The 20,498-nt window shown below is 60.9% G+C and carries 20 protein-coding genes and 1 tRNA gene; 7 read left to right on the top strand and 14 right to left on the bottom strand.

Features of this window, described 5'->3' with window-relative positions; translation table 11 throughout:
- Positions 1 to 54: 54 nt before the first annotated feature.
- From QMK55_RS00415 to QMK55_RS00395, 5 genes are all read left to right on the top strand, one after another.
- Entirely contained in the window at positions 55 to 450 is a 396-nt protein-coding gene (locus QMK55_RS00415; RefSeq protein ID WP_320328375.1) for a hypothetical protein, read from the top strand.
- Between the two features lie 37 nt (positions 451 to 487).
- Positions 488 to 871, top strand: a complete 384-nt coding sequence (locus QMK55_RS00410; RefSeq protein WP_320328374.1) for a DUF1801 domain-containing protein — start codon at positions 488 to 490, stop codon at positions 869 to 871.
- A gap of 136 nt (positions 872 to 1,007) precedes the next feature.
- A tRNA-Gln gene (locus QMK55_RS00405) sits at positions 1,008 to 1,082 on the top strand.
- A 174-nt stretch (positions 1,083 to 1,256) separates the two neighbouring features.
- Positions 1,257 to 1,637, top strand: a complete 381-nt coding sequence (locus QMK55_RS00400; RefSeq protein ID WP_003224376.1) for a RidA family protein — start codon at positions 1,257 to 1,259, stop codon at positions 1,635 to 1,637.
- A gap of 233 nt (positions 1,638 to 1,870) precedes the next feature.
- A complete protein-coding gene (locus QMK55_RS00395; RefSeq protein ID WP_102356706.1) occupies positions 1,871 to 3,859 on the top strand; it encodes a peptidase U32 family protein in 1,989 nt (662 codons plus the stop codon).
- Positions 3,860 to 3,886: 27 nt separating this feature from the next.
- Here QMK55_RS00395 and QMK55_RS00390 read toward each other — a convergent pair whose 3' ends face one another.
- From QMK55_RS00390 to QMK55_RS00365, 6 genes are all read right to left on the bottom strand, one after another.
- Entirely contained in the window at positions 3,887 to 4,855 is a 969-nt protein-coding gene (locus tag QMK55_RS00390) for a Dyp-type peroxidase (RefSeq protein WP_320328373.1), read from the bottom strand.
- A gap of 68 nt (positions 4,856 to 4,923) precedes the next feature.
- The gene (locus tag QMK55_RS00385; RefSeq protein ID WP_320328372.1) at positions 4,924 to 6,189 is read right to left on the bottom strand and encodes an FAD-dependent oxidoreductase; all 1,266 of its coding nucleotides are present in this window, start codon (positions 6,187 to 6,189) and stop codon (positions 4,924 to 4,926) included.
- 3 nt (positions 6,190 to 6,192) lie between these two features.
- The gene (locus tag QMK55_RS00380; RefSeq protein ID WP_320328371.1) at positions 6,193 to 7,770 is read right to left on the bottom strand and encodes an aldehyde dehydrogenase (NADP(+)); all 1,578 of its coding nucleotides are present in this window, start codon (positions 7,768 to 7,770) and stop codon (positions 6,193 to 6,195) included.
- A gap of 59 nt (positions 7,771 to 7,829) precedes the next feature.
- Positions 7,830 to 8,777: a dihydrodipicolinate synthase family protein gene (locus QMK55_RS00375; protein ID WP_320328370.1), complete on the bottom strand. Its 948-nt coding sequence runs from the start codon at positions 8,775 to 8,777 to the stop codon at positions 7,830 to 7,832.
- 50 nt (positions 8,778 to 8,827) lie between these two features.
- Positions 8,828 to 9,754: a 4-hydroxyproline epimerase gene (locus QMK55_RS00370; protein ID WP_102356701.1), complete on the bottom strand. Its 927-nt coding sequence runs from the start codon at positions 9,752 to 9,754 to the stop codon at positions 8,828 to 8,830.
- Between the two features lie 22 nt (positions 9,755 to 9,776).
- Entirely contained in the window at positions 9,777 to 11,405 is a 1,629-nt protein-coding gene (locus QMK55_RS00365; protein WP_320328369.1) for an APC family permease, read from the bottom strand.
- 200 nt (positions 11,406 to 11,605) lie between these two features.
- On the opposite strand from QMK55_RS00365, the gene QMK55_RS00360 reads away from it, so the two are divergent.
- Positions 11,606 to 12,379, top strand: a complete 774-nt coding sequence (locus tag QMK55_RS00360) for an AraC family transcriptional regulator (RefSeq protein WP_320328368.1) — start codon at positions 11,606 to 11,608, stop codon at positions 12,377 to 12,379.
- A gap of 23 nt (positions 12,380 to 12,402) precedes the next feature.
- On the opposite strand, the gene QMK55_RS00355 is transcribed toward QMK55_RS00360, so the two are convergent.
- The 7 genes from QMK55_RS00355 to QMK55_RS00325 form a co-directional block, all read right to left on the bottom strand.
- Complete coding sequence (locus QMK55_RS00355) at positions 12,403 to 13,143, bottom strand: retron system putative HNH endonuclease (RefSeq protein ID WP_320328367.1); 741 nt, start codon at positions 13,141 to 13,143, stop codon at positions 12,403 to 12,405.
- Positions 13,140 to 14,507 (bottom strand): AAA family ATPase, encoded by a 1,368-nt coding sequence (locus QMK55_RS00350; RefSeq protein ID WP_102356697.1) that lies wholly within the window; start codon positions 14,505 to 14,507, stop codon positions 13,140 to 13,142. The genes QMK55_RS00355 and QMK55_RS00350 overlap by 4 nt, the downstream gene beginning before the upstream one ends.
- A gap of 263 nt (positions 14,508 to 14,770) precedes the next feature.
- Entirely contained in the window at positions 14,771 to 15,538 is a 768-nt protein-coding gene (phnE, locus tag QMK55_RS00345; RefSeq protein ID WP_102356696.1) for a phosphonate ABC transporter, permease protein PhnE, read from the bottom strand.
- On the bottom strand, positions 15,535 to 16,362 hold the full coding sequence (locus tag QMK55_RS00340; protein WP_320328366.1) for a PhnE/PtxC family ABC transporter permease: 828 nt from the start codon (positions 16,360 to 16,362) through the stop codon (positions 15,535 to 15,537). The genes phnE and QMK55_RS00340 overlap by 4 nt, the downstream gene beginning before the upstream one ends.
- On the bottom strand, positions 16,356 to 17,153 hold the full coding sequence (locus QMK55_RS00335) for a phosphonate ABC transporter ATP-binding protein (protein WP_320328365.1): 798 nt from the start codon (positions 17,151 to 17,153) through the stop codon (positions 16,356 to 16,358). The genes QMK55_RS00340 and QMK55_RS00335 overlap by 7 nt, the downstream gene beginning before the upstream one ends.
- On the bottom strand, positions 17,150 to 18,019 hold the full coding sequence (locus QMK55_RS00330) for a putative selenate ABC transporter substrate-binding protein (protein ID WP_320328364.1): 870 nt from the start codon (positions 18,017 to 18,019) through the stop codon (positions 17,150 to 17,152). Before QMK55_RS00330 ends, QMK55_RS00335 begins: the two co-directional genes overlap by 4 nt.
- A 151-nt stretch (positions 18,020 to 18,170) precedes the next feature.
- A complete protein-coding gene (locus tag QMK55_RS00325; RefSeq protein WP_102356692.1) occupies positions 18,171 to 18,575 on the bottom strand; it encodes a RidA family protein in 405 nt (134 codons plus the stop codon).
- A 122-nt stretch (positions 18,576 to 18,697) separates the two neighbouring features.
- Between QMK55_RS00325 and QMK55_RS00320 the strand changes: the two genes are divergently transcribed.
- A complete protein-coding gene (locus tag QMK55_RS00320) occupies positions 18,698 to 19,624 on the top strand; it encodes a LysR family transcriptional regulator (protein ID WP_320328363.1) in 927 nt (308 codons plus the stop codon).
- Here the strand turns inward: QMK55_RS00320 and QMK55_RS00315 are convergent.
- Entirely contained in the window at positions 19,602 to 20,462 is an 861-nt protein-coding gene (locus tag QMK55_RS00315; protein ID WP_320328362.1) for a LysR substrate-binding domain-containing protein, read from the bottom strand. The genes QMK55_RS00320 and QMK55_RS00315 overlap by 23 nt on opposite strands.
- Between the last annotated feature and the right edge of the window lie 36 nt (positions 20,463 to 20,498).

Here is a 20,498-nt window from a genome sequence, read left to right as displayed (position 1 = left end):
GTTGTTTTGGAATTGAGAAGTTTCACTGGAAATCTGGACTTTAAAGGAATGAACATGAAAAACACCGCTGTGATCCTCGCACTGACTGCCACTTTAGGCGCCTCCGCCCTGGCTCGCGCAGAAGCGCCAGATCCCGCTACCCTGAAAGGCATGTACGACAGCGGTCGTAACATGTCGGGCCTGATCAAGCATTGCGTCGACAAGGGCTACCTGAAAGCGGACAGCACTGAAAACGCCAACAAGATGGTGGTGTTCGTTGCGAATATGCCGGGTGAGTTCGACAAGGCCGATGGCGACAAGAGCGAAGGTTTCGGTCGCAAAGGCGAAGTGTTGGCTGATGGTCAATACAAGAGTCTGGAAGGCAACCTCCCACCGGATCTGAGCCTCAAGCAATGGTGCGAGCAAGCGGATCAGGGAATGCGCGAGGGACTCAAGCAAATCGGCTTGTAAACGAAACGATTCAAACGACACCGAGGAGAACCTCGCCATGAAACCCGAAAAACCGCTCACCGATGCTTCGGTACTGATCGACGCACGAATCGCTGAACTGGCCGATTGGCGCGGTGCCATCCTCGGCGAGATTCGCAAGGTCATTCACCAGGCTGATCCCGAGGTGGTGGAGGAGTGGAAGTGGCGCGGTGTTCCGGTGTGGTCGCGGGGCGGCATCATTTGCACCGGGGAGACCTACAAGGCTGCGGTGAAGATGACCTTCGCCAAGGGCGCGGCGCTGGCCGATCCTGCGGGATTGTTCAACGCCAGCCTGGAGGGCAACACCCGGCGGGCGATTGATTTTCACGAGGGCGACCAGGTCGATGCGCAGGCCTTGAAAGCGCTGATTCGCGAGGCGATTGCGTTGAATTTGTCGAAGTGAATCGCGGCATTTGCCTTGGTTCAGAAATAACTGGCTGTTTTAAAACAATTTTTTTGCATTCAGGGCTTCCCAGATCGAAAAAAGGTTGGTAAATTGCGGCCCATTCTCGCAGAGCTTGTTACAGAGCTTGAGATACAGGGGCGTCGCCAAGCGGTAAGGCAGCAGGTTTTGATCCTGCCATGCGTTGGTTCGAATCCAGCCGCCCCTGCCATATTCAGAAAAAACGCCAGTCCGAAAGGGCTGGCGTTTTTTTGTGCGCGCGATTTGTGTCTGGCCGCGACGGTTGCCTGAGCTTGAGCGGGTGACTGTTGTAAACTCCCCCCCGCGAAAAGTCCCGGCAGGTTATTCCCCGGCGACCCTCACTCTCTCCAGACAAGAGACTTACATGGCTAATCAAGACCTCAGCTTCACCCCTGATCCGGATGCGGACTCCATTTCCTCCGACGTTGTCGGTTTCAACGGCATTCTGGTTTCGACCCAGATCCCGACCCGCGCCGACGGCAGCCTGGAGCTGGGCGACATCACCCTGCAAAGCGAATGCACCCTGCAGGCGCTGAAAGTGGCGCTGGAGCGGGCGGGCAGTTCGATGGATCGGGTCATGCACCTGACCATCTACCTCACCGACATGGCTGATCGCGCGGCATTCAACGAAGTCTACAAGCGCTTCTTCGCCAAACCATGGCCGGTGCGCGCCGCTGTTGGCGTGGCGTCGCTGGCGGTGGAAGGCATGCGCGTGGAAGTCACCGCGATGGCTGCCAAGGCCTGATTTTCCTGTGGGAGCGAGCAGGCTCGCTCCCACATTGATTTGTGTGAAGCCATCGATTGCGGACCACCACAGTTCCCTGTGGCTGGCGATGGCGGTCTGTCTGTCCAAAAAAAGCTGGAGCCTGGCGCGGATTTCCGCTCACAAGGCCTGCCACTTGGCAGCACAGGCGTGCCGGCCGGGCGTTTCGCAGCTACAATGCGCGCCTTAACCGTGACAGCCTGACTAAAAAAACTATGTCCTTGCCCAAGCATCACCTGGAACTGCTCAGCCCCGCCCGTGACGTGGCCATTGCCCGTGAAGCCATCCTGCACGGCGCTGACGCCGTGTACATCGGTGGCCCGAGCTTCGGCGCGCGCCATAACGCCTGCAACGAGGTGAGCGAAATCGCCGAGCTGGTGGAGTTTGCCCGTCGTTATCACGCGCGCATTTTCACCACCATCAACACCATCCTGCACGACAACGAACTGGAGCCGGCGCGCAAGCTGATCCACCAGTTGTACGACGCCGGTGTCGACGCGCTGATCGTCCAGGACCTGGGCGTGATGGAACTGGACATCCCGCCGATCGAGCTGCATGCCAGTACCCAGACCGACATCCGCACGCTGGAGCGAGCGAAGTTCCTCGATCAGGCCGGTTTCTCGCAACTGGTGCTGGCCCGTGAGCTGAACCTGAAAGAAATCCGTGCCATCGCCGATGAAACCGACGCGGCCGTCGAGTTCTTCATTCACGGCGCCCTGTGCGTGGCGTTCTCCGGGCAGTGCAACATCTCCCACGCGCAGACCGGCCGCAGCGCCAACCGTGGCGACTGCTCTCAGGCGTGCCGTTTGCCGTACACCCTGAAAGACGAAAAGGGTGGGGTGATCGCCTACGAAAAACACCTGCTGTCGATGAAGGACAATAACCAGAGCGCCAACATCCGCGCGCTGGTCGAGGCCGGTGTGCGCTCGTTCAAGATCGAAGGTCGCTACAAGGACATGGGCTATGTGAAGAACATCACTGCCTATTACCGCCAGCGCCTCGACGACGTGCTCGAAGACCGCCCGGACCTGGCCCGCGCCTCCAGCGGGCGCACCGCGCATTTCTTTCTGCCGGACCCGGAAAAAACCTTCCATCGTGGCAGCACCGATTACTTCGTCACCGATCGCAAGATCGATATCGGCGCGTTCGACTCGCCAACCTTCACCGGTCTGCCAGTGGGCACCGTCGAGAAAGTCGGCAAGCGTGACATGCAGGTAGTGACTCAAGAGCCGCTGTCCAACGGCGACGGCCTCAACGTACTGGTCAAGCGTGAAGTGGTGGGTTTCCGCGCCAACATCGCCGAGCCGAAGGGCGAGTTCGAAGAAGACGGCGAGAAGCGCTATCGCTACCGCGTCGAGCCGAACGAAATGCCGGAAGGCCTGTACAAGCTGCGCCCGAACCATCCGCTGAACCGCAACCTCGACCACAACTGGCAACAGGCGCTGCAGAAGACGTCTGCCGAGCGTCGGGTGGCCCTGAGCTGGGTCGCACGTCTGCGTGAAGAACAGCTGCAAGTGACCGCCACCAGTGAGGAGGGCATCAGTGCCAGCGTGACCCTGAACGGTCCGTTCGGCGTGGCCAACAAGCCGGAGCAGGCGCTGGAGCAATTGCAGGATCTGCTCGGTCAGCTCGGCACCACCCAGTACCACGCGATCGACGTGAAACTGGATGCGCCGCAGGCGTTCTTCATTCCGAACTCGCAGCTCAAGGCCTTGCGCCGCGAAGTGATCGAAGCGCTGACCGCCGCCCGTGTCGCGGCGCATCCGCGTGGCAGCCGCAAAGCCGAAACCACGCCGCCGCCGGTGTACCCGGAGTCGCACCTGTCGTTCCTCGCCAACGTCTACAACCAGAAGGCGCGCGACTTCTATCACCGCCACGGTGTGAAGCTGATCGATGCGGCGTACGAGGCCCACGAAGAGGCCGGCGAAGTGCCGGTGATGATCACCAAGCACTGCCTGCGTTTCTCGTTCAACCTGTGCCCGAAACAGGCCAAGGGCGTGACCGGTGTGCGCACCAAGGTCGCGCCGATGCAGCTGATTCACGGCGACGAAGTGCTGACCCTGAAGTTCGACTGCAAGCCGTGCGAGATGCACATCATCGGCAAGATGAAAGGTCACATTCTCAACCTGCCGCAACCGGGCAGCGTGGTTGGTCACATCAGCCCGGAAGACCTGCTGAAAACCATCCCGCGCGCGCCACACTGAGTGACGGGCGGGCGTGGCGCTAAAGTGTCACGCCTGCTCGGGCTCTCGATCCGCCAGCGCTTCGAGCAAGTCGGCTGAAGGCACAAAAAACAGACCCCCGGTGACCGCCGTGCTGAAGTCCAGCAAACGGTCATAGTTGCCGACGGGTTTGCCGACAAACATGTTCTCCAGCATCTGCTCGATCGGTTCGGGCGAGCGCGCGTAGCCGATGAAGAAGGTACCGAACTCGCCAGCCCCCGGGCGGCCGAACGGCATGTTGTCACGCAGGATCTTCTGCTCCTGGCCGTCCTTGGTGATGGTCGTCAGGGCACTGTGGGAGTTGCTCGGTTTCACTTCTTCACCGAGTTCGATGTCGGCCAGCTTGGTCCGGCCGATCACCTTTTCCTGAGCTTCGACGCTCAGCGCATTCCACGCGTCCATCTTGTGCAGGTACTTCTGCACCAGCACGTAGCTGCCGGATTCGAACGCCGGGTCTTCGTTGCCGATCAGGGTGAAGTGGTCTGCCTTGCGCCCCACCGGGTTCTCGGTGCCATCGACGAAACCGATGATGCTGCGCATGTCGAAGTAACGGAAACCCTGCACCTCATCCACCACGGTGATCGCGCCATTGAGCGCGCTGCACAGCTGCGTCGCCAGTTCGAAACACAGGTCCATCTGGTCGGCACGGATGTGCAGCAGGATGTCCCCCGGGGTCGCCACCGCGCGGCGGCCTTCCACGCCGAACTCACGGAACGGATGCAGCGATGCCGGGCGCGGGCTGCCGAACAGCGCGTCCCAGGCGTTGGCGCTGAACCCGCAGACACACGACAGGTTTCCGTTGGGCACGCGTTTGCCGACCGAACGGGTGAGGGCGGCGATGTCGCCGCACCAGCCGCGCACCTGGCTGGCGGCGTCGCTGCCGGGCATCAGCGTGGCGACGATGAAAATCGCGCTGCTGGTGATCGGGTTGCAGATGGCTTGCGGCTCGGGTGTCTGGGTATCCATTGTCGAGGTCATAGTCGGTTCCATGTGCGCAGGGCTAAGGTCGGCGCTCATTATGAAACCAAAAACGTTTCATCGATATCTCAGAAGCGACCCAGTCGATAGGCATCCAATGCCGGCAAGCCGGAATGTGTTCCCGGTAAGACCATCTGCGCGACCAGCTCCGCTGTCACCGCCGCCTGCGTCAGCCCCAGATGCTGATGACCGAACGCGAGCAGTACCTTGCCGTCGCAGACCTTGTCGATGATCGGCAGCGAGTCCGGCAGCGATGGGCGAAAGCCCATCCACGGCGTCGCGTCTTCAGCGTTCAAATCGCGACGGAACAAACCCTTGCTCAAACGGTGCAACTGCCAGGCGCGCTCCATGAACGGCGGGCGCTCAAGGCCGGCAAACTCCACCGTACCGGCCAGCCGCAAGCCGCCGGCCATCGGCGTCATGATGAACTTGCGCTCCAGCGAGGTGACGGCGAACGGCAGCCGCTCGTGTTCGTGCGGCAGCATCAGGTGATAGCCACGTTCGGTGTCCAGCGGCACCTGTTTGCCGGTCAGTGCAGCCGTGAGTTTCGCCGAGTGCGCGCCACAGGCGATCAGCACCTGGCGCGCGGTGAAGCGGCCCTGAGTGGTGTTCAACGCCACGCAATGTTCCTGCAACTGGCCGCCCAGCACTTCTTGTTCGAGGAACTGCACGCCGGCCGCTTTGGCGGCGCTCACCAGTTCACACACCACCCGATACGGGTCGAGAAAGTGCCCGGTGCGCGGAAAGAACAAGCCGCCCTGAATCTGCGCGCTGAGCTGCGGCGCGCTGTTGTGTACGGTACTGGCCGACCAGAAATCCACCGGCACCTGTTGCTGGCTCATGCGCGCCTGCAAGGCGTCGATGGCTTGCCGCGATTCGGCGCGTTCGAATACCAGCAGCGAGCCGTCCTCCTTGAGCAGATCCGCTTGGCTGATGCTCTGCAGCAAGCGATTCCACGCGGCGAAGCTGCTTTCGTTGAGCGCACGCAGGCCGGCAATCGTGCGCTGGAACGGCGCCGGGCGCAGGTTCAGCAACAAACGGGTGAACCACGGCACGGCGCGTGGCATGTACTTCCAGTCGAGACGCAGCGGGCCCATCGGGTCCATCAGCATCGCTGGCAGGCGTTTGAGGATCGACGCGTCGGCAATCGGAAACACCTGTTCGGTCGCCAGATGCCCGGCGTTGCCGAACGAGGCACCATGCCCTGGCGGCTGACGGTCGATGACCACCACCCGCCGGCCCTGGCGCGCCAGTTGCAGGGCGCAGGCGACGCCGATGATGCCGGCGCCGATCACCGCGATGTCGGCGTTGTCCGCTGTGAAGTTATCGGACATGTGTCAGGCTTCCCTCTGACCGTCGAGCAACCGCCGCAAGTGCAGCGGATTGGCCTGTTGCAACGCTGACGGCAGCAGGCTGTCGGGGAAATCCTGATAGCACACCGGGCGCAGGAACCGCAGGATCGCCGCCGTGCCCACCGAGGTGCTGCGCGAGTCCGAAGTGGCCGGGAACGGCCCGCCATGAACCATCGCATCACACACTTCGACCCCGGTCGGCCAGCCGTTGACCAGCAGGCGTCCGGCCTTGCGTTCCAGCGTCGGCAACAAGGCGCGGGCGCGATCCAGATCGGCGTCATCCAGGTGCAGCGTGGCGGTCAACTGGCCTTCGAGATGTTCGCAAACCTGACGGATTTGATCGTCGTTGGCGCACTGTACGATCAGCGACGCCGCGCCGAAAATTTCCCCTTGCAGGCGTGCGTCGGCGAGGAAATCCTGCGCGCGGGTGACGAATAACTGCGCCTGGCACTGGTTCGGCCCTTCAGCGGCGAGACCGCTGGCCACGCACTGCGCTTGCGGATGTTCGGCCAGCGCGGCGACGGCGCTTGCATAGGCGCGGAAAATCCCCGGTGTGAGCATGGTTTGCGCCGGGCTGCGCTGGACTCGCTCGGCGGCCGCCGCGATGAAGCTGTCCAGCGCCGGCCCTTGGCGAGCGATGACTAGTCCGGGATTGGTGCAGAACTGCCCGGCGCCCTGGGTCAGCGAGGCGACGAAGCCCTGCGCCAGCGCCTCGCCCCGCGCTGCAAGAGCTGCGGGAAACAGCAGCACCGGATTGATCGAACTCATTTCCGCATACACCGGAATCGGCTCGGGCCGCGCCTGCGCCGCTTTGCTCAGGGCGAGGCCGCCACTGCGCGAACCGGTGAAGCCCACAGCCTTGATGCGCCAATCGCTGACCAGCGCAATACCCACTTCATTGCCGGAACCGAACAGCAATGAAAACACGCCTTCGGGCAAAGCGGACTTTTTCACTGCACGAGTCAGCGCCTGGCCGACCAATTCACTGGTGCCGGGATGCGCGCTGTGCGCCTTGACGATCACCGGGCAACCGGCGGCCAGTGCCGAGGCGGTGTCACCGCCCGCCACGGAGAACGCCAGGGGAAAGTTGCTGGCGCCAAACACCGCCACCGGCCCCAAAGCGATCTGCCGTTGCCGCAGATCAGAACGTGGCAGCGGCTGGCGCTGTGGTTGCGAATGATCGACCCGCACGTCCAGCCACTCGCCAGCGCGCAGGGTGCGGGCGAAGGTGCGCAGTTGCCCGCAAGTGCGCCCGCGCTCACCTTGAATACGCGCACGTGGCAGACCGCTTTCGGCCACTGCACGGTCAATCAGTTCATCGCCGAGGGCTTCAATCTCATCGGCAATGGTCTCGAGAAATTCGGCGCGAGCGCTCAGGGACGTCTCGCGATAACGGTCAAACGCTTGCCACGCCAGGGCGCAGGCCTGTTCGACATGCTCAGCGCTGCCGCCGGCATAGGCCGGTTCGAGCACGGAGCCGGTGGTGGGGTCGATCCCGCGGATCGCTTCACGGCTGCCGGCAACGGCTTGGCCGCCGATCAGCATGTGGCCTGTCAGAGTCATGGCGGTTCCTGATAATTCGAGTGAAGCCCCGGCGTGTGATACCGGGGCAGGGGTAGCGGTCAGGCGAAGTTCTGTTCGGCGGACCAGTTTTTGTACCACTGGCGGAACAGTGCGTACTGGGTCTCGGCGTAGCGGCGCTGGGCGTCGCTCAGGGCATCGGTTTGGTTGAAGTGCAGGGCGTATTCGCGGTCGCCGTTGAGCACCATCAGGTGCTTGTAATACAGCACCAGATCGCAGCCTTCATCGAACGACGACAGCACCGCCAGCGCCGCTTCCAGTTCACGGGCCAGGCGCCGGGCCTTGGCGTCGCCCTTGGCCGCCTGCTTGCTCAGTGCCACCAATTGCAGGACTTCGCGGGGCAGGGCGTTGCCGATGCCGGTGATGGCGCCGGTGGCGTTGCAGTTGACGAAACCGTGCACCACTTGGGTATCGACGCCGACCATCAGGGTTACGGCATCGTCCTGCGAGGTGATGTTCTCGGCGGCGTAGCGCAAGTCGGCGCCGCCACCGAATTCCTTGAAGCCGATCAGGTTCGGGTATTCGCGGCGCAGTTCGAAGAACAGCTCGGCGCGGGTGGCGAAACCGTAGTAAGGGCTGTTGTAGATCACTGCCGGCAGGTTCGGTGCGGCTTGGAGAATGGCAGCGAAATGGGCCTTTTGCGCGGTCGCCGAGGCGCCACGGGACAGCACGCGCGGAATCACCATCAGGCCATGGGCGCCGACTTTCGCGGCATGGGCGGCGTGGGATACCGCTTCACGGCTGTTGACCGCGCCGGTGCCAACGATGGTCGGTACGCCAGCCGCCACCAGACGCGCCACGCCTTCCTGACGCTCGGCCTCGGTCAGCAGCGGCCAGTCGCCCATCGAACCGCAGTAAACCACCGCGCTCATGCCGATATCGATCAACTCGCGGCCCTTGGCGACCAGGGCGTCGAAGTCCGGTTTGCGCGCGGCGGTGCAGGGGGTCATCAGGGCCGGAATGCAGCCAGTGAAGATGTTATCGCTCATTGTTGTAGCTCCTCGGGACATTCATTCAGATCGGTTAAAAACGGGGCAGGTCAGATGCCCCAGGCGAAAGGGTCTTGTTCGTCGATCAGCAGGGTGGCGTCGGCGGTCATGCAGGCGCGCCCGGTGATGAACGGGCGCACGCGCTCGCCTTCCCATTCGAAGCGGGCTTCGAACTGGCTGCCGGTGATGCTGGCCTGGGTCCAGACCTGGCCTTCGGCGAGTTTGCCGTCGGCGGCCAGGCAGGCCAGTTTGGCGCTGGTCCCGGTGCCGCAGGGCGAGCGGTCGTAGGCCTTGCCCGGGCACATGACGAAGTTGCGGCTGTCGGCCCGGTCGTCGTCGGCAAACAGTTCGACATGATCGATCAGCGCGCCGTCCTCGCCATGGATGCCTTGGGCCTCAAGTGCCTTGAGCATCGCCCAGGTGTAATCGGTCAAGGCTTCGACGTTGCTCATCTGCAGGTCCTGGCCGTGCTCTGAGACAAGGAAAAACCAGTTGCCGCCCCAGGCAATGTCGCCGAATGCGCGTCCGTAACCGGGCACTTCGACCGGCACCTGTTTGCGATGGCGGTAGGCGGGCACGTTGCGTAGGGTCACTGCGCCGTCATCGTGCAGGGTGGCGCTGACCGGGCCGACCGGCGTGTCGATCTTGTGCACGCCCGGTTCGATGCGGCCCAGGTGATGCAGCGAATTGATCAAGCCGATGGTGCCGTGGCCGCACATGCCGAGATAACCGGCGTTGTTGAAAAAAATCACCCCGCAGGTCGCATCCGGCGACACCGGCTCGCAGTACAGCGCGCCGACCAGTACGTCGTTGCCACGCGGCTCCAGCAGGCAGGCACGGCGCCATTGATCATGCCGGGTGCGCAGGTTGTCGCGCTTCTCGGCCATGCTGTTGCCGTGCACGTCGGGGAAGCCTTGCATCACCAGGCGCGTGGGTTCGCCGCCGGTGTGGGAATCGATGATGTGTATTCGTTTCATGAACTCGTCCATTGCGTGAAAGTCAGGCGTGAGCCGGGCGTTGGCCGCTGGCGGTGCTGGCGGAGGATTCAGCGGCTTCGCTTTCGTCGTCCTCGGTTTCCAGACGAATCAGGTGCGCCGGTACGCCGGTGGCGGCGCCCCAGTAGTAGATGCCCAGTGCGCAGACCGCGACGATCACCGTATCGAACGGGTGGCTGAGTACGCCGATACCGCCGAAGCTGCCGAGTTTGGAGAGGACGATGGTCACGGCGTAGAAGCCGATCAGCCACGCCGACGAGCGTACTTGCTGGCCGAGATTGAGGTGCGCAGTCGGCACCATGCGGCCACACAACAGGTAGATGACGAACATCAGGATTTGCAGGCCAAGCAACCACGACACGGTGCTCCAGCCCGACCAGTAGACGATCAGCGCAGCGATGATGAACGACAGCGGCCCGAGCACGCTCATGCCCTTGACCCGGAACGGACGCGGCATGTCCGGCGCGTTGCGGCGCAGTGCGGCAACCGTCACCGGGGCCACGGCGTAGCTCAATACCAGCGCGGCGGAGACCACGTTGATCAGCGCTTCCCACGACGGGAACGGCAGGGTCCAGAACACCGACAGGCCAAAGGTCAGCCACAGCGCAGGGCGCGGGATGCCGGACTTCTCATCGATGCGGGTGAATATCTTGAAGAAGGTTCCGGTCTGCGCCCAGCCGTAGATCACCCGTGGAGTGGCGTTCATGTAGATGTTGCCGCAGCCGCTTGGCGAGATCACCGCGTCTGCCACCACCAGATATGCGAGCCAGCCGACGCCCAGTGCCAGGGCGATGTCGCGATACGGCAGGGCCAGTTCCTTGGCGACGCCGGCCCAGCCATTGGCGAGCATTTCGGTCGGGATGCCGCCGAGAAAAGCGGTTTGCAGCAGCACGTAGATGGCGGTGGAGAGCAGCACCGAAAGGATCAGTGCAATCGGAATCGTGCGTTGCGGATTCTTCACTTCACTGGCCACCGAAATGATCGGCGTCAGGCCCAGATAAGCGAAGATCACACCGCCGGCCGACACCGCCATTTCGATCCCGGACAGGCCGAACGGGGCGAAGCCATGCACTTCGAAGTTGGCCGGTTTGAAGAAGGTGAACAGCACGCCGATCACCAGCAGCGGCACAATGAACTTGAACACGCTGACCAGATTGTTGGCCATGGCGAAGGTTTTCACGCTGCGGTAGTTGAGCAGGAAAAACAGGCACAACAGACCGAATTGTACAAACCAGCCCAGCACGGTCGGGTCACTGGAACCGACCTTGGTCAGCTCGGGAAACCACGCCGCTGCATATTGCCGTGAGGCGACCACTTCGATGGCCACCAGGCTGGAAAACGCGATCAAGGTGATGAAACCCATCAGGTAGCCGAGCAGCGGGCCGTGGGAGTAAACCGGGTAGCGCACCACACCGCCGGCGCGGGGCAGCGCGGCGCCCAATTCGCAGTAGACGATGCCCAGCAGCAACACGGCGAAGCCGCCGAGCAGCCAAGAGAAGATCCCTGCGGGACCTGCGATGGCGGACACGTGACTGGCCGCGAACAACCAGCCCGAACCGAAGATCGCCCCCAGTCCGATGAACGTGAGGTCTGTCAGTGAAAGTTGTTTCTTGAACTTGCCTTGGCCTGTCATAGCGTCGCCTTCTTGTTGGTTGTTGGAGGGGCGTGCAGTGGCGCTACAGTGAACTCATCAAGCGCGGCGCGATTGATGTTTTTTGCCGGCATCAATGACGAATTCAGCACAATGGCCGACGCCAAAGCCCCGGCTCGACAGGCTGTCAGCCATGGGGCAATCTGCGCGCAGGTGAATGCGCAACGTGGGGAGTGAGGGGCATGATGCAGAATGCGTTTGCGATCCTGAGCCAACAGAACGAGGCGAGCCGGCCAGAGACCCTCGACGATCTGCTGGCGGGCATGGCGCTGCTGTTACCGATGCTGGACGTGATTCCCAACGCGGCGATCTTCATCAAGGATCTGCAGGCGCGCTACGTCATGGCCAACCGTACGCTGGTGCAGCGCTGTGGTTTGAAAGACCTGCGACCGTTGCTCGGCAAGACCAGCGCCGAGGTGTTTCCGGCGCAACTGGGCCCGGGCTATACCGAGCAGGATCGGCGGGTGCTTGAAGAGGGGTTTGTGCTGGAAGATCAGCTGGAACTGCATCTGTACGGCAGTCGCGAGCCGGGCTGGTGCCTGACTCACAAGCGTCCGCTGTACGACCGCAATAACCAGATCATCGGCTTGGCAGGAATTTCCGTCGACCTGCAAACCGCCAGCGAAACCCACCCGGCCTATCAACGCCTGGCGGCGGTAGACGAGTATATCCGGGCGAATTTCAATCGCCGCGTCAGCCTCGGTGAACTGACGCGCATCGCCGGGATTTCAGTGGCGCAACTGGAGCGTTACTGCAAACGGGTGTTCCACCTGACGCCGCGGCAGATGATCCAGAAAGTGCGCCTTGAGCATGCGCATCGGCTGTTGCACGGAGACTTGCCGATCACCGAAGTGGCGCTGCAGTGCGGTTATACCGACCACAGCGCGTTTACCCGGCAGTTCAAGGCGTCGACCGGGTTTACCCCGCGTCAGTATCGGTTGGCGACGGGGCATTAGGCGTAGAGTTGAGAAGGGATCGATTAAATGAGCTCAGGGGCTGCCTTTTCGATGACACCCTCGGCAACGCGACCGAAAAAGCTTCGGGTCAAGCTGAAAAAAGGATAGAGCCTGTTATTGCAAGGCACCAAATTGATACCAACCAAACATTCCAGATCCATTTCCTGTTCAATGTGATCTATGAAAATCTCGTCCAGCTCGTCCCACCACCGACGCCGCTCTATCAATAGGAAGGGGCTGTTAAGGTTGAGTAGGTCAATAGTGTATTGAGCGCGATCTTCATCTTTTTTCTCTAAACCGTCCGCGGGGACGACGCGTCCGTCAGACAGATAAGTGAAGAAGCGCCGGCAATCAGGCTGATGTGGCGAAACGAAGAGTCGAATGTCGACCGACTTCTGTTTGCCTGGAGCATGTCCACCGAAGACGATACCTGCTTGCTCGTCTTCAAGAAGGTTCTTCAATAGAGGATCTTTGTCTCCGGTGCGCAGAGCAGAAGCTGCAAGATTGGTGCAGTCAAATGTTCGCTGCGGGTTTTGTCTTTTGTTTTCGACATGCTCAATGTGATACCCAAGCTCGTGCTCGTCAGCACGTAGTTCACTGTAACAACACAACGAATACTGCTCTGACAGCAAGAACTCCATCACTTCTTGCTTATGATCAAAGCCACCCCAGCGACTGGTCGCATCGTCGGACGTTTGTGGCGGGTTTTCGTGCGATTTATCCAGATGGTAACCGGCATACCGCCGTTGAACGATATGTCTCATCCCTTGAGTACCCGTTGCCGAGCAATGCTGCGTTTGAGTCGCTGCATTTGCGGATGTTGCTCACTGAGGGAGAGTTGAAGCTCCTTGGTCAGCTGCAGTGCTTCCGGTTCGTCATAAAGGCCTTTATCGACAAGTTCTGTTAGTCGCTGAAGGTCAGCTTTCTCGGCCACTGGTGGCTGCGGATCGACCTGCATGACACTGTGCAAAATATCGCCGCTCGGTTCGCCATAGGTACGGGCGAGGGGTTCATTCGCCGAAACCTGGCCGCTGGCATCCCGTTCAAGTAACCGGATATTTTCCCTCCGTACAGTGCTGAGGACTTGAGGACTGTGCGTTGTGACGATGAACTGGATTTTCGGGAAGGCCTCCTGTAATTGGCTCAGGATTTTTTGCTGCCAACTTGGATGCAGGTGCATATCGACCTCGTCAATCAATACAACGCCGGAAGTTCTCTTTACGGCATCCTGCTTGTAGTGGAAGTTCAAAAGAGAACAGCGGCAGGCAAGGTCACCAACAAGTTCTATCATGCAGCGCACACCATCTCCCAATTGGGAGAGTTTTCTTTCCTCGGTGTCTCGTTTGAAATGAATCTGTTTTATGTCCTGCTTTGGAAGTTGCCACTCCCAACCAGTCACTGTGCGGATGGCCTCTCTAACCCCGATCCATAGATGTGCGACGTACTCTTTACTAAATAACCCATCTTTCACTGAAGAGAAGAGAAATAAAATAAACCATTCAAATCTCATGAAGCTTGACTCAAGGCTTGTTGCTCCGTCGTAACCCACAAATCTGACGGTTGAGCGATCAACCTTTCTTAATCCTGCACTTCTTTTCCATAGACGGTTAGTTCCATAGTATGCGATGACTGGTAAATCTCCTGGTTGCCCCTCTTCCCCCTGCCAACGATTAAGGTCATCAATAGCTGCATCCAATGCTTTGGATCTCGCCAATATGTCTAAGGACGTTCCGCGCAGCCAATTAATCTTTGCATTGGTTTTTGTCAGTTCGCACCCGATAATGTCTATGGGCGTGTCGTCATCGAAGTCTTCTTCGAAGTAGTAAAAATTTTCCTCTTCGGGAAAATCAACCATGCCTTTGACTGAACATGGGAAGTTTAATTTGTTTCGACCCTCAGGGGACTGGAAACTATGAATATCATCAGCCGTAATTTTAGGGGTGGCGCCGCGCCTGACATCTTTACCGTAATTACGTACATAAGACCAAAGCAGCAAACGGAATGCACTCATGACTGTGGTCTTGCCAAATCCGTTCAATCCTACGATAACTGTCAAATTAGGGTGCAGGTCAAGATCGAGCCTTTTGAATCCCCTATAGTTCTCAAGACGAACTTTCGTTAGCTTCAATTTGCTTTCTCCGACCCGATTAATTGGTCCGATAGTAAAGCAGTCGCGACGCTCAAAAAGTCATTTGTGATGTGTTTGATCTTGTACATGTCGAAACCTGAACATCCCTGGACGAGGTGTGATTTTTTGATAGATCTGGATGTTAACAGTACTACGCATGGCGCGCATCGATCACCGGTGTGTCGTTGTTCTCGCACATAATGGGCTACATTCACCGAAATGGATTCGGATTGATTGATTGATTGATTGATTGGCTTGGCCTTTCAGGCCTTGACCCATCGCTGCCGACTCCACGCACTCAGCGAATCCACACCCAATACCAGAATCAGCATCGCCAGAATCACCGTGCTCGCCTGCGCTTCCTGAAACAGGCTCAGGCTGACATACAGCATCTGCCCCAGCCCTCCGGCGCCGACGAAGCCCAGTACGCTGGCCATGCGGATGTTGTTTTCCCAGCGGTAAAGGCAATAGGCGAGTAACTGCGGGGCGAGGTTGGGCAGGGTGCCGTAGCAGAAGGCGAGTACCGGGTTGCCGCCCTGCAAGCGGATCGCTTCGGCAGGCTCGGGCGGGGTGTTTTCCAGGGCTTCGGCGAACAATCGGCCGAGTACGCCGGTGGTGTGCAGGGCCAGCGCGAGGGTGCCAGCGTTCGGGCCGAGGCCGGCGGCGAGCACCATCAGCGCCGCCCACACCAGTTCCGGAATTGCCCGCAGACCGTTGAGCAACAGGCGCGAGGCGCTTTGCAGCGGCCAGCCGAAACGCCCGGCAGCGGGCAGTGCCAGGAGGATGCCGAACACCGCCGCGAGCAAGGTGCCGAGGGCCGACATGGCGAGGGTTTCCATTGCCCCTTTGAGGATCGCCTGCATGTGCGTGGCGCTCAGGTCCGGGCTGAGAAAACGCTGCGCGTAGGCGCCCATCTGCTTGAGGCTGGCGCTGCTGCCCAGGTCACCGAGGTCGAGTTCGAGATAACCGAATGAGGCGACAACCGCTACGCCAATGCCGACGATCAGTAACAGATTGATCAGGCGATTCATGTCAGCCTCCAGCGCAGCAGGCGGCTGAGTTGATCGGCGCCGAGCACCAGCATCAGGAAGGTCAGCAACATGCTCGCCACTTCACCGCTGGCAAACATGCGCAGTGACAGGTCGATCTGTTGCCCCAGACCACCGGCCCCGACAAACCCCATCACCACCGACGCACGAATCGCGCACTCCCAGCGATAGACCGTGTACGACAGCAGCTCCGCCGCGACATTCGGCAGAATCCCGTAGGCAAAACCTGCGAGCCGCCCGCTGCCGGCCTGCATCAGGGCATGCGCCGGACGCTGGTCGGTGGACTCGAAAATTTCCGCATAAACCTTGCCTAGCATGCCGCTGTAAGTGATGGCGATCGCCAGCACACCCGCCGCCGGGCCGAGGCCCACGGCGCGCACGAACAGTAGCGCCCAGACGATTTCCGGCACGCTGCGCAAGAAGATCAGCAATCCGCGCACCGGCCAGCGCAGCAAGCGCCCGACCCGGCTTGGAACACCGCCCCGTGAGGCCGCCGACAGTGACAGCGCACGACTGGCAAGCAAACTCGCCGGCACCGCCAGCAGCAAAGCCAACGCCATACCGGCGGTGGCGATGGCCAGGGTTTGCAGGGTGGCCTTGAACAGCAACTGGAGAAAATCCGCGTCGTGCGCCGGCGGCCAGAAGCCGGCGATGAAACGGCCCATTTCGGTCTGACTGTCGGTGTGCAGCAGCACCCCCAGATCGAGTTCGCTGAGCTGGATGCCCGGCCACAGCAAGGCGATCGCCAGCAGGGTCAGCAACAGTCGCGGCGCGGTAGCCGGGTCTCGTGAATCGACCTTCAGCATCGCGGGATCTGCACGATCAGCGGCGCACTCGATGTCGTCGGGCTTTGCAATTGCTCGTTGGCGTACAGCGTATCGAGCATGTCACGGCTGACCTGTTCGGCAGGGCTGTCGAAGAGGATCTGGCCGTCGCGCAAACCGATGATGCGCGGAAAGTGCGCCAGCGCCAGCTCCACCGCGTGCAGGCTCGCCACCAATGTGACCTGATGAGCGCGGGCATGCTGCGAAAGGATCGACAGGGTGTGCCCGGCCAGTACCGGATCCATCGCGGAAACGGGTTCGTCCGCCAGCAGAATTTCCGGCGCCTGATACAGCACCCGGGCAATGCCCACACGCTGCAATTGACCGCCGGACAATTGCTGACAGTGAGCGAACAGCTTGTCGCCCAGATCCAGTCGTGCGAGGGCCGCGCGGGCACCGGGAATGTCCAGTGGATGCAGCAGATTCAACAGGCTCCTGCCCAGGCTCCATTGCCCGAGCTTGCCGGCCAGCACTGCCGTCACCACGCGTTGGCGCGGCGGCAGCGGTGGCGCCTGATGGACCAGACCGATGCGCGCACGCAAGCGTTGGCGTTGGTGGGTGGAAAGGTGCCAGGGGCGTTCGCCCAGGACCTCGATTTCGCCGCTGCTGGGACGCAAAGCCGTGGCCAGCAGGTTCAACAGACTCGACTTGCCAGCCCCGGACGGGCCGATGATTGCCACCTGTTCACCGGCGCCAATCTGCAGGTCGACGCCGCGTAGCGCGTCGACCCCGTTGGCGTGGTGCAGGCGGCCTTGTTTGAGGCTCAGGGTCATTTCAACAGATCGGCGGCGCGAGCAGCTTCCTCGATGCCCTTGTAGTTCTCGGGCTTGGTGTCGATGAAGCGGCTGGCCGCTTGCAGATCAAGAATCTTCTTCTGCTCTGGGTTCACCGGGTCGAGGGCGAGGAAGGCTTTTTTGATCTTCGCCGCCAGTGCCGGGTCGAGGGTGCCGCGCACGGTCCAGTTGTAATCGAAGTAGGCCGGGGTGGTGGCGAACACATGAACCTTGCTGGTATCGACTTTGCCGGCGTCCACCAGTTTCTGCCAGACGCTGGCGTTCAGCACACCGGCGTCGACCTTGCCGGCCTGGACCCAGGCGACGGTGGCGTCATGGGCGCCGGAGTAGGCGACGCGACTGAAATAGGCTTCAGGTTTGATGTTGTCGTTCTTCAGCATGAAGTAACGCGGCATCAGACTGCCGGAGGTGGACGACACCGAACCGAAGGCAAAGGTCTTGCCCTTGAGGTCGGCGAGGCTCTTCACGTTCGGGTCGGCGGTGATGAACTTGCTGGTGAACTGTGCATCCTGCTCGCGCTGCACCAGCGGGATCACCGGGGTTTTGCCTTCGCCTTGAGTTTTCAGCTGTGCCTGAACAAAGGTGAAACCGCCCAGCCAGGCCATGTCGAGGCGATCGGTCGCCAGTGCTTCGACCACTGCCGGGTAGTCGGCGACGGGTACGAACTGCACTTTCATGCCCAACTGCTGCTCCAGATAAGCCCCCAGCGGCTCGAACTTGCGCAGCAATTCGGTCGGTGCTTCATCGGGAATCGCGCTGACCCGCAGCACATCGGCGGCGTGCGCCACCAGAGTGGAAAAAGACAGGGCCAGGCCAGCGGTCAGTGCAAGGGTGCGTTTGAGCATGGAAATCTCCGTTTCATGAGCGTCGCATTCTAAGCGCCACGGGGCGCGGTGTCGCGGCCGGGCGCTCAATCAGGTTAGACGAAACGGCGAGGTTATACGTAGGCGGGCGGTTAAAGGCCAGTGCGGGTGTCTGGCGATGTTTTACCCCACGTTACGATGAGACGTTTTCCGGCAATCTGGCGATCACCTTGATCTCGAAGCGAAAGCCTGCCAGCCAGGTCACGCCCACCGCCGTGATCGTCGGATAGGGCGCCTGACCCCAGAACTCCGGCACCACTTCCCAGATGGTTTCGAACGTCGATTGCGGATCGACCATGAACACCGTCACATCCACCGCATCATCGAAGCTGCACCCGGCGGCATTGAGGATCGCATTCAGATTGTTGAAGGCCAGGCGCACCTGATTTTGCAGGTCCGGTTCGGGCGAGCCGTCCTCACGGCTGCCCACTTGTCCCGAGACGAACAGGAAACCGTTGGAGCGAATCGCCGGCGAGTAGCGATGGCGTTCGTAGAGAGTGTGGCGGGCCGGAGGGAAAACTGCATCACGTTGTGTCATGGGGTGTCTCCATCATGCTGGAACGTTGACGATGGAGCGACTTTAGGGACTTGCGCAGTGGCGATAAACGCGCAACCTTGGCGTTCACTGTTTGCAGATTCCAAACAATCAGAGGGCGAAAAGTGGACCGTTTCGATGCAATGCAGGCGTTCGCCCGGGTGGTCGAGGCGGGCAGTTTCACCAAAGCCGCCGAGACCCTGCACATAAGTAAGACCACCGTGACTCAACTCGTCCAGCAACTGGAGGCGCGGCTGCGGGTGAAGTTGCTCAACCGCACCACGCGCAAGGTCAACGTCACCGCCGATGGCGCGATTTACTACCAGCGGGTGATCAGTTTGCTGGCCGATCTGGACGATGCCGAAACCACGCTGTCCGGTGCCTCGGCGATGCCCAAGGGCCGGTTGCGGGTGGATGTGCCGAGTCCGCTGGCACGCCTGATTCTGATGCCGGCGTTGCCCGACTTTCACCAGCGTTACCCGGACATTCAGATCGACATGGGCGTCAGTGACCGCATCGTCGACATCATTGATGAGAACGTCGATTGCGTACTGCGCGGCGGCGAACTGCTCGATCAGTCGCTGATGGCCCGGCGGGTGGCCGATCTTCAATTGGGGGTATTCGCTGCGCCGAATTACCTGGCCGTTGCCGGCACGCCAATGCATCCGCGGGAGCTGGAAGACTCCCATCATCGAGTGGTCGGTTTTCTCTGGGCGCGCACCGGCAAACCGGTGCCTTACGCCTTGCACAATGGCAGCGAGCATTTGCAGATCAAAGGGCGCCACGTGTTGGCGGTCGACGACGGCAATGCCTACCTCGCGGCAGGTCTGGCCGGCATGGGCGTGCTGTGGTTGCCCAGGTACATGTCAGATGCTCATGCCATGCGGGGTGAACTGGTGCCGCTGTTCGAGGACTGGCAGCTGGAACCGATGCCACTCTACGTGGCGTACCCGCCGAACCGGCATGTCAGCCTGAAACTTCGGGTGTTCATTGACTGGATCATCGAGCTGATGGCGCAACATGCGCCGGTCATGGCGCGCCAAGGTTATTGATCAACCACTCACTGAAACTGCGCGCCATCGGCTCGTTTTCGCTGTCGCGATGGGTCAGCAGTGCCCAGTTCGGGCCGCGAATGGTTTGCTCAACCAACGGCACCAATAGCCCGCTTTCCTGCGCCTGACGGCTGAGCAACTGACTGACCAGCGCAATCCCCAGGCCGGCACACGCAGCGTCCAGCAGCAGGCCCGGATCGGAGAAATTCAGGCCCTGATCCTGCTGCCCGACATCGACTCCGGCCTCGACCGCCCAATGGCTCCAGTCCATTTCCCGTTCGCCGTGCAACGTGCTGCGCTGCGCGACGGGTTGCGCCAACACGCTCGGATGACAGGCCGGGTAGAGGCGGTCGGCGTGCAGCACCTTGAAGCTGCATTCGGTCTGGGAACTGATGTCGTCGCGCACGGCGATATCGATGGTTTGTGTCGCCATGTCCGGCACTTCATCGGTGCTGTAGATCCACAGATCCACTTCTGGATGCCGAGCGCGAAAATCCGCCAGACGCGGCAACAACCAATGTCGGGCGAACGCTGGCGTGGTATTGAGCACCAGTTGATTGGGCTTCTGATATTGCCCGAGGCGACGGATGCCGACCGCCAATTGCTGGAGCATCGCCTGGGTGGTGCTGAGCAGATCGTGGCCGGCGTCGGTCAGTGCCACGCTGCGCCCGCTGCGGAAAAACAGCGGCTGTTCGAGGTACGCCTCGAGGCTACGGATCTGCTGGCTGATCGCAGATTGAGTGAGGCTCAACTCATCGGCGGCCTTGTGAAAACTGCCCAGGCGTGCAGCTGCTTCAAAGCCGCGCAGGGAGCTGAGTGGTGGCCAGTGTTTGAGCATATCGATAAGTTCCTCTAATCAGTTATCCGCTAAATC

Source organism: Pseudomonas sp. P8_229, from assembly GCF_034008635.1.
Taxonomy (GTDB): Bacteria; Pseudomonadota; Gammaproteobacteria; order Pseudomonadales; family Pseudomonadaceae; genus Aquipseudomonas.
This window is presented reverse-complemented; position numbering and strand designations above follow the sequence as displayed.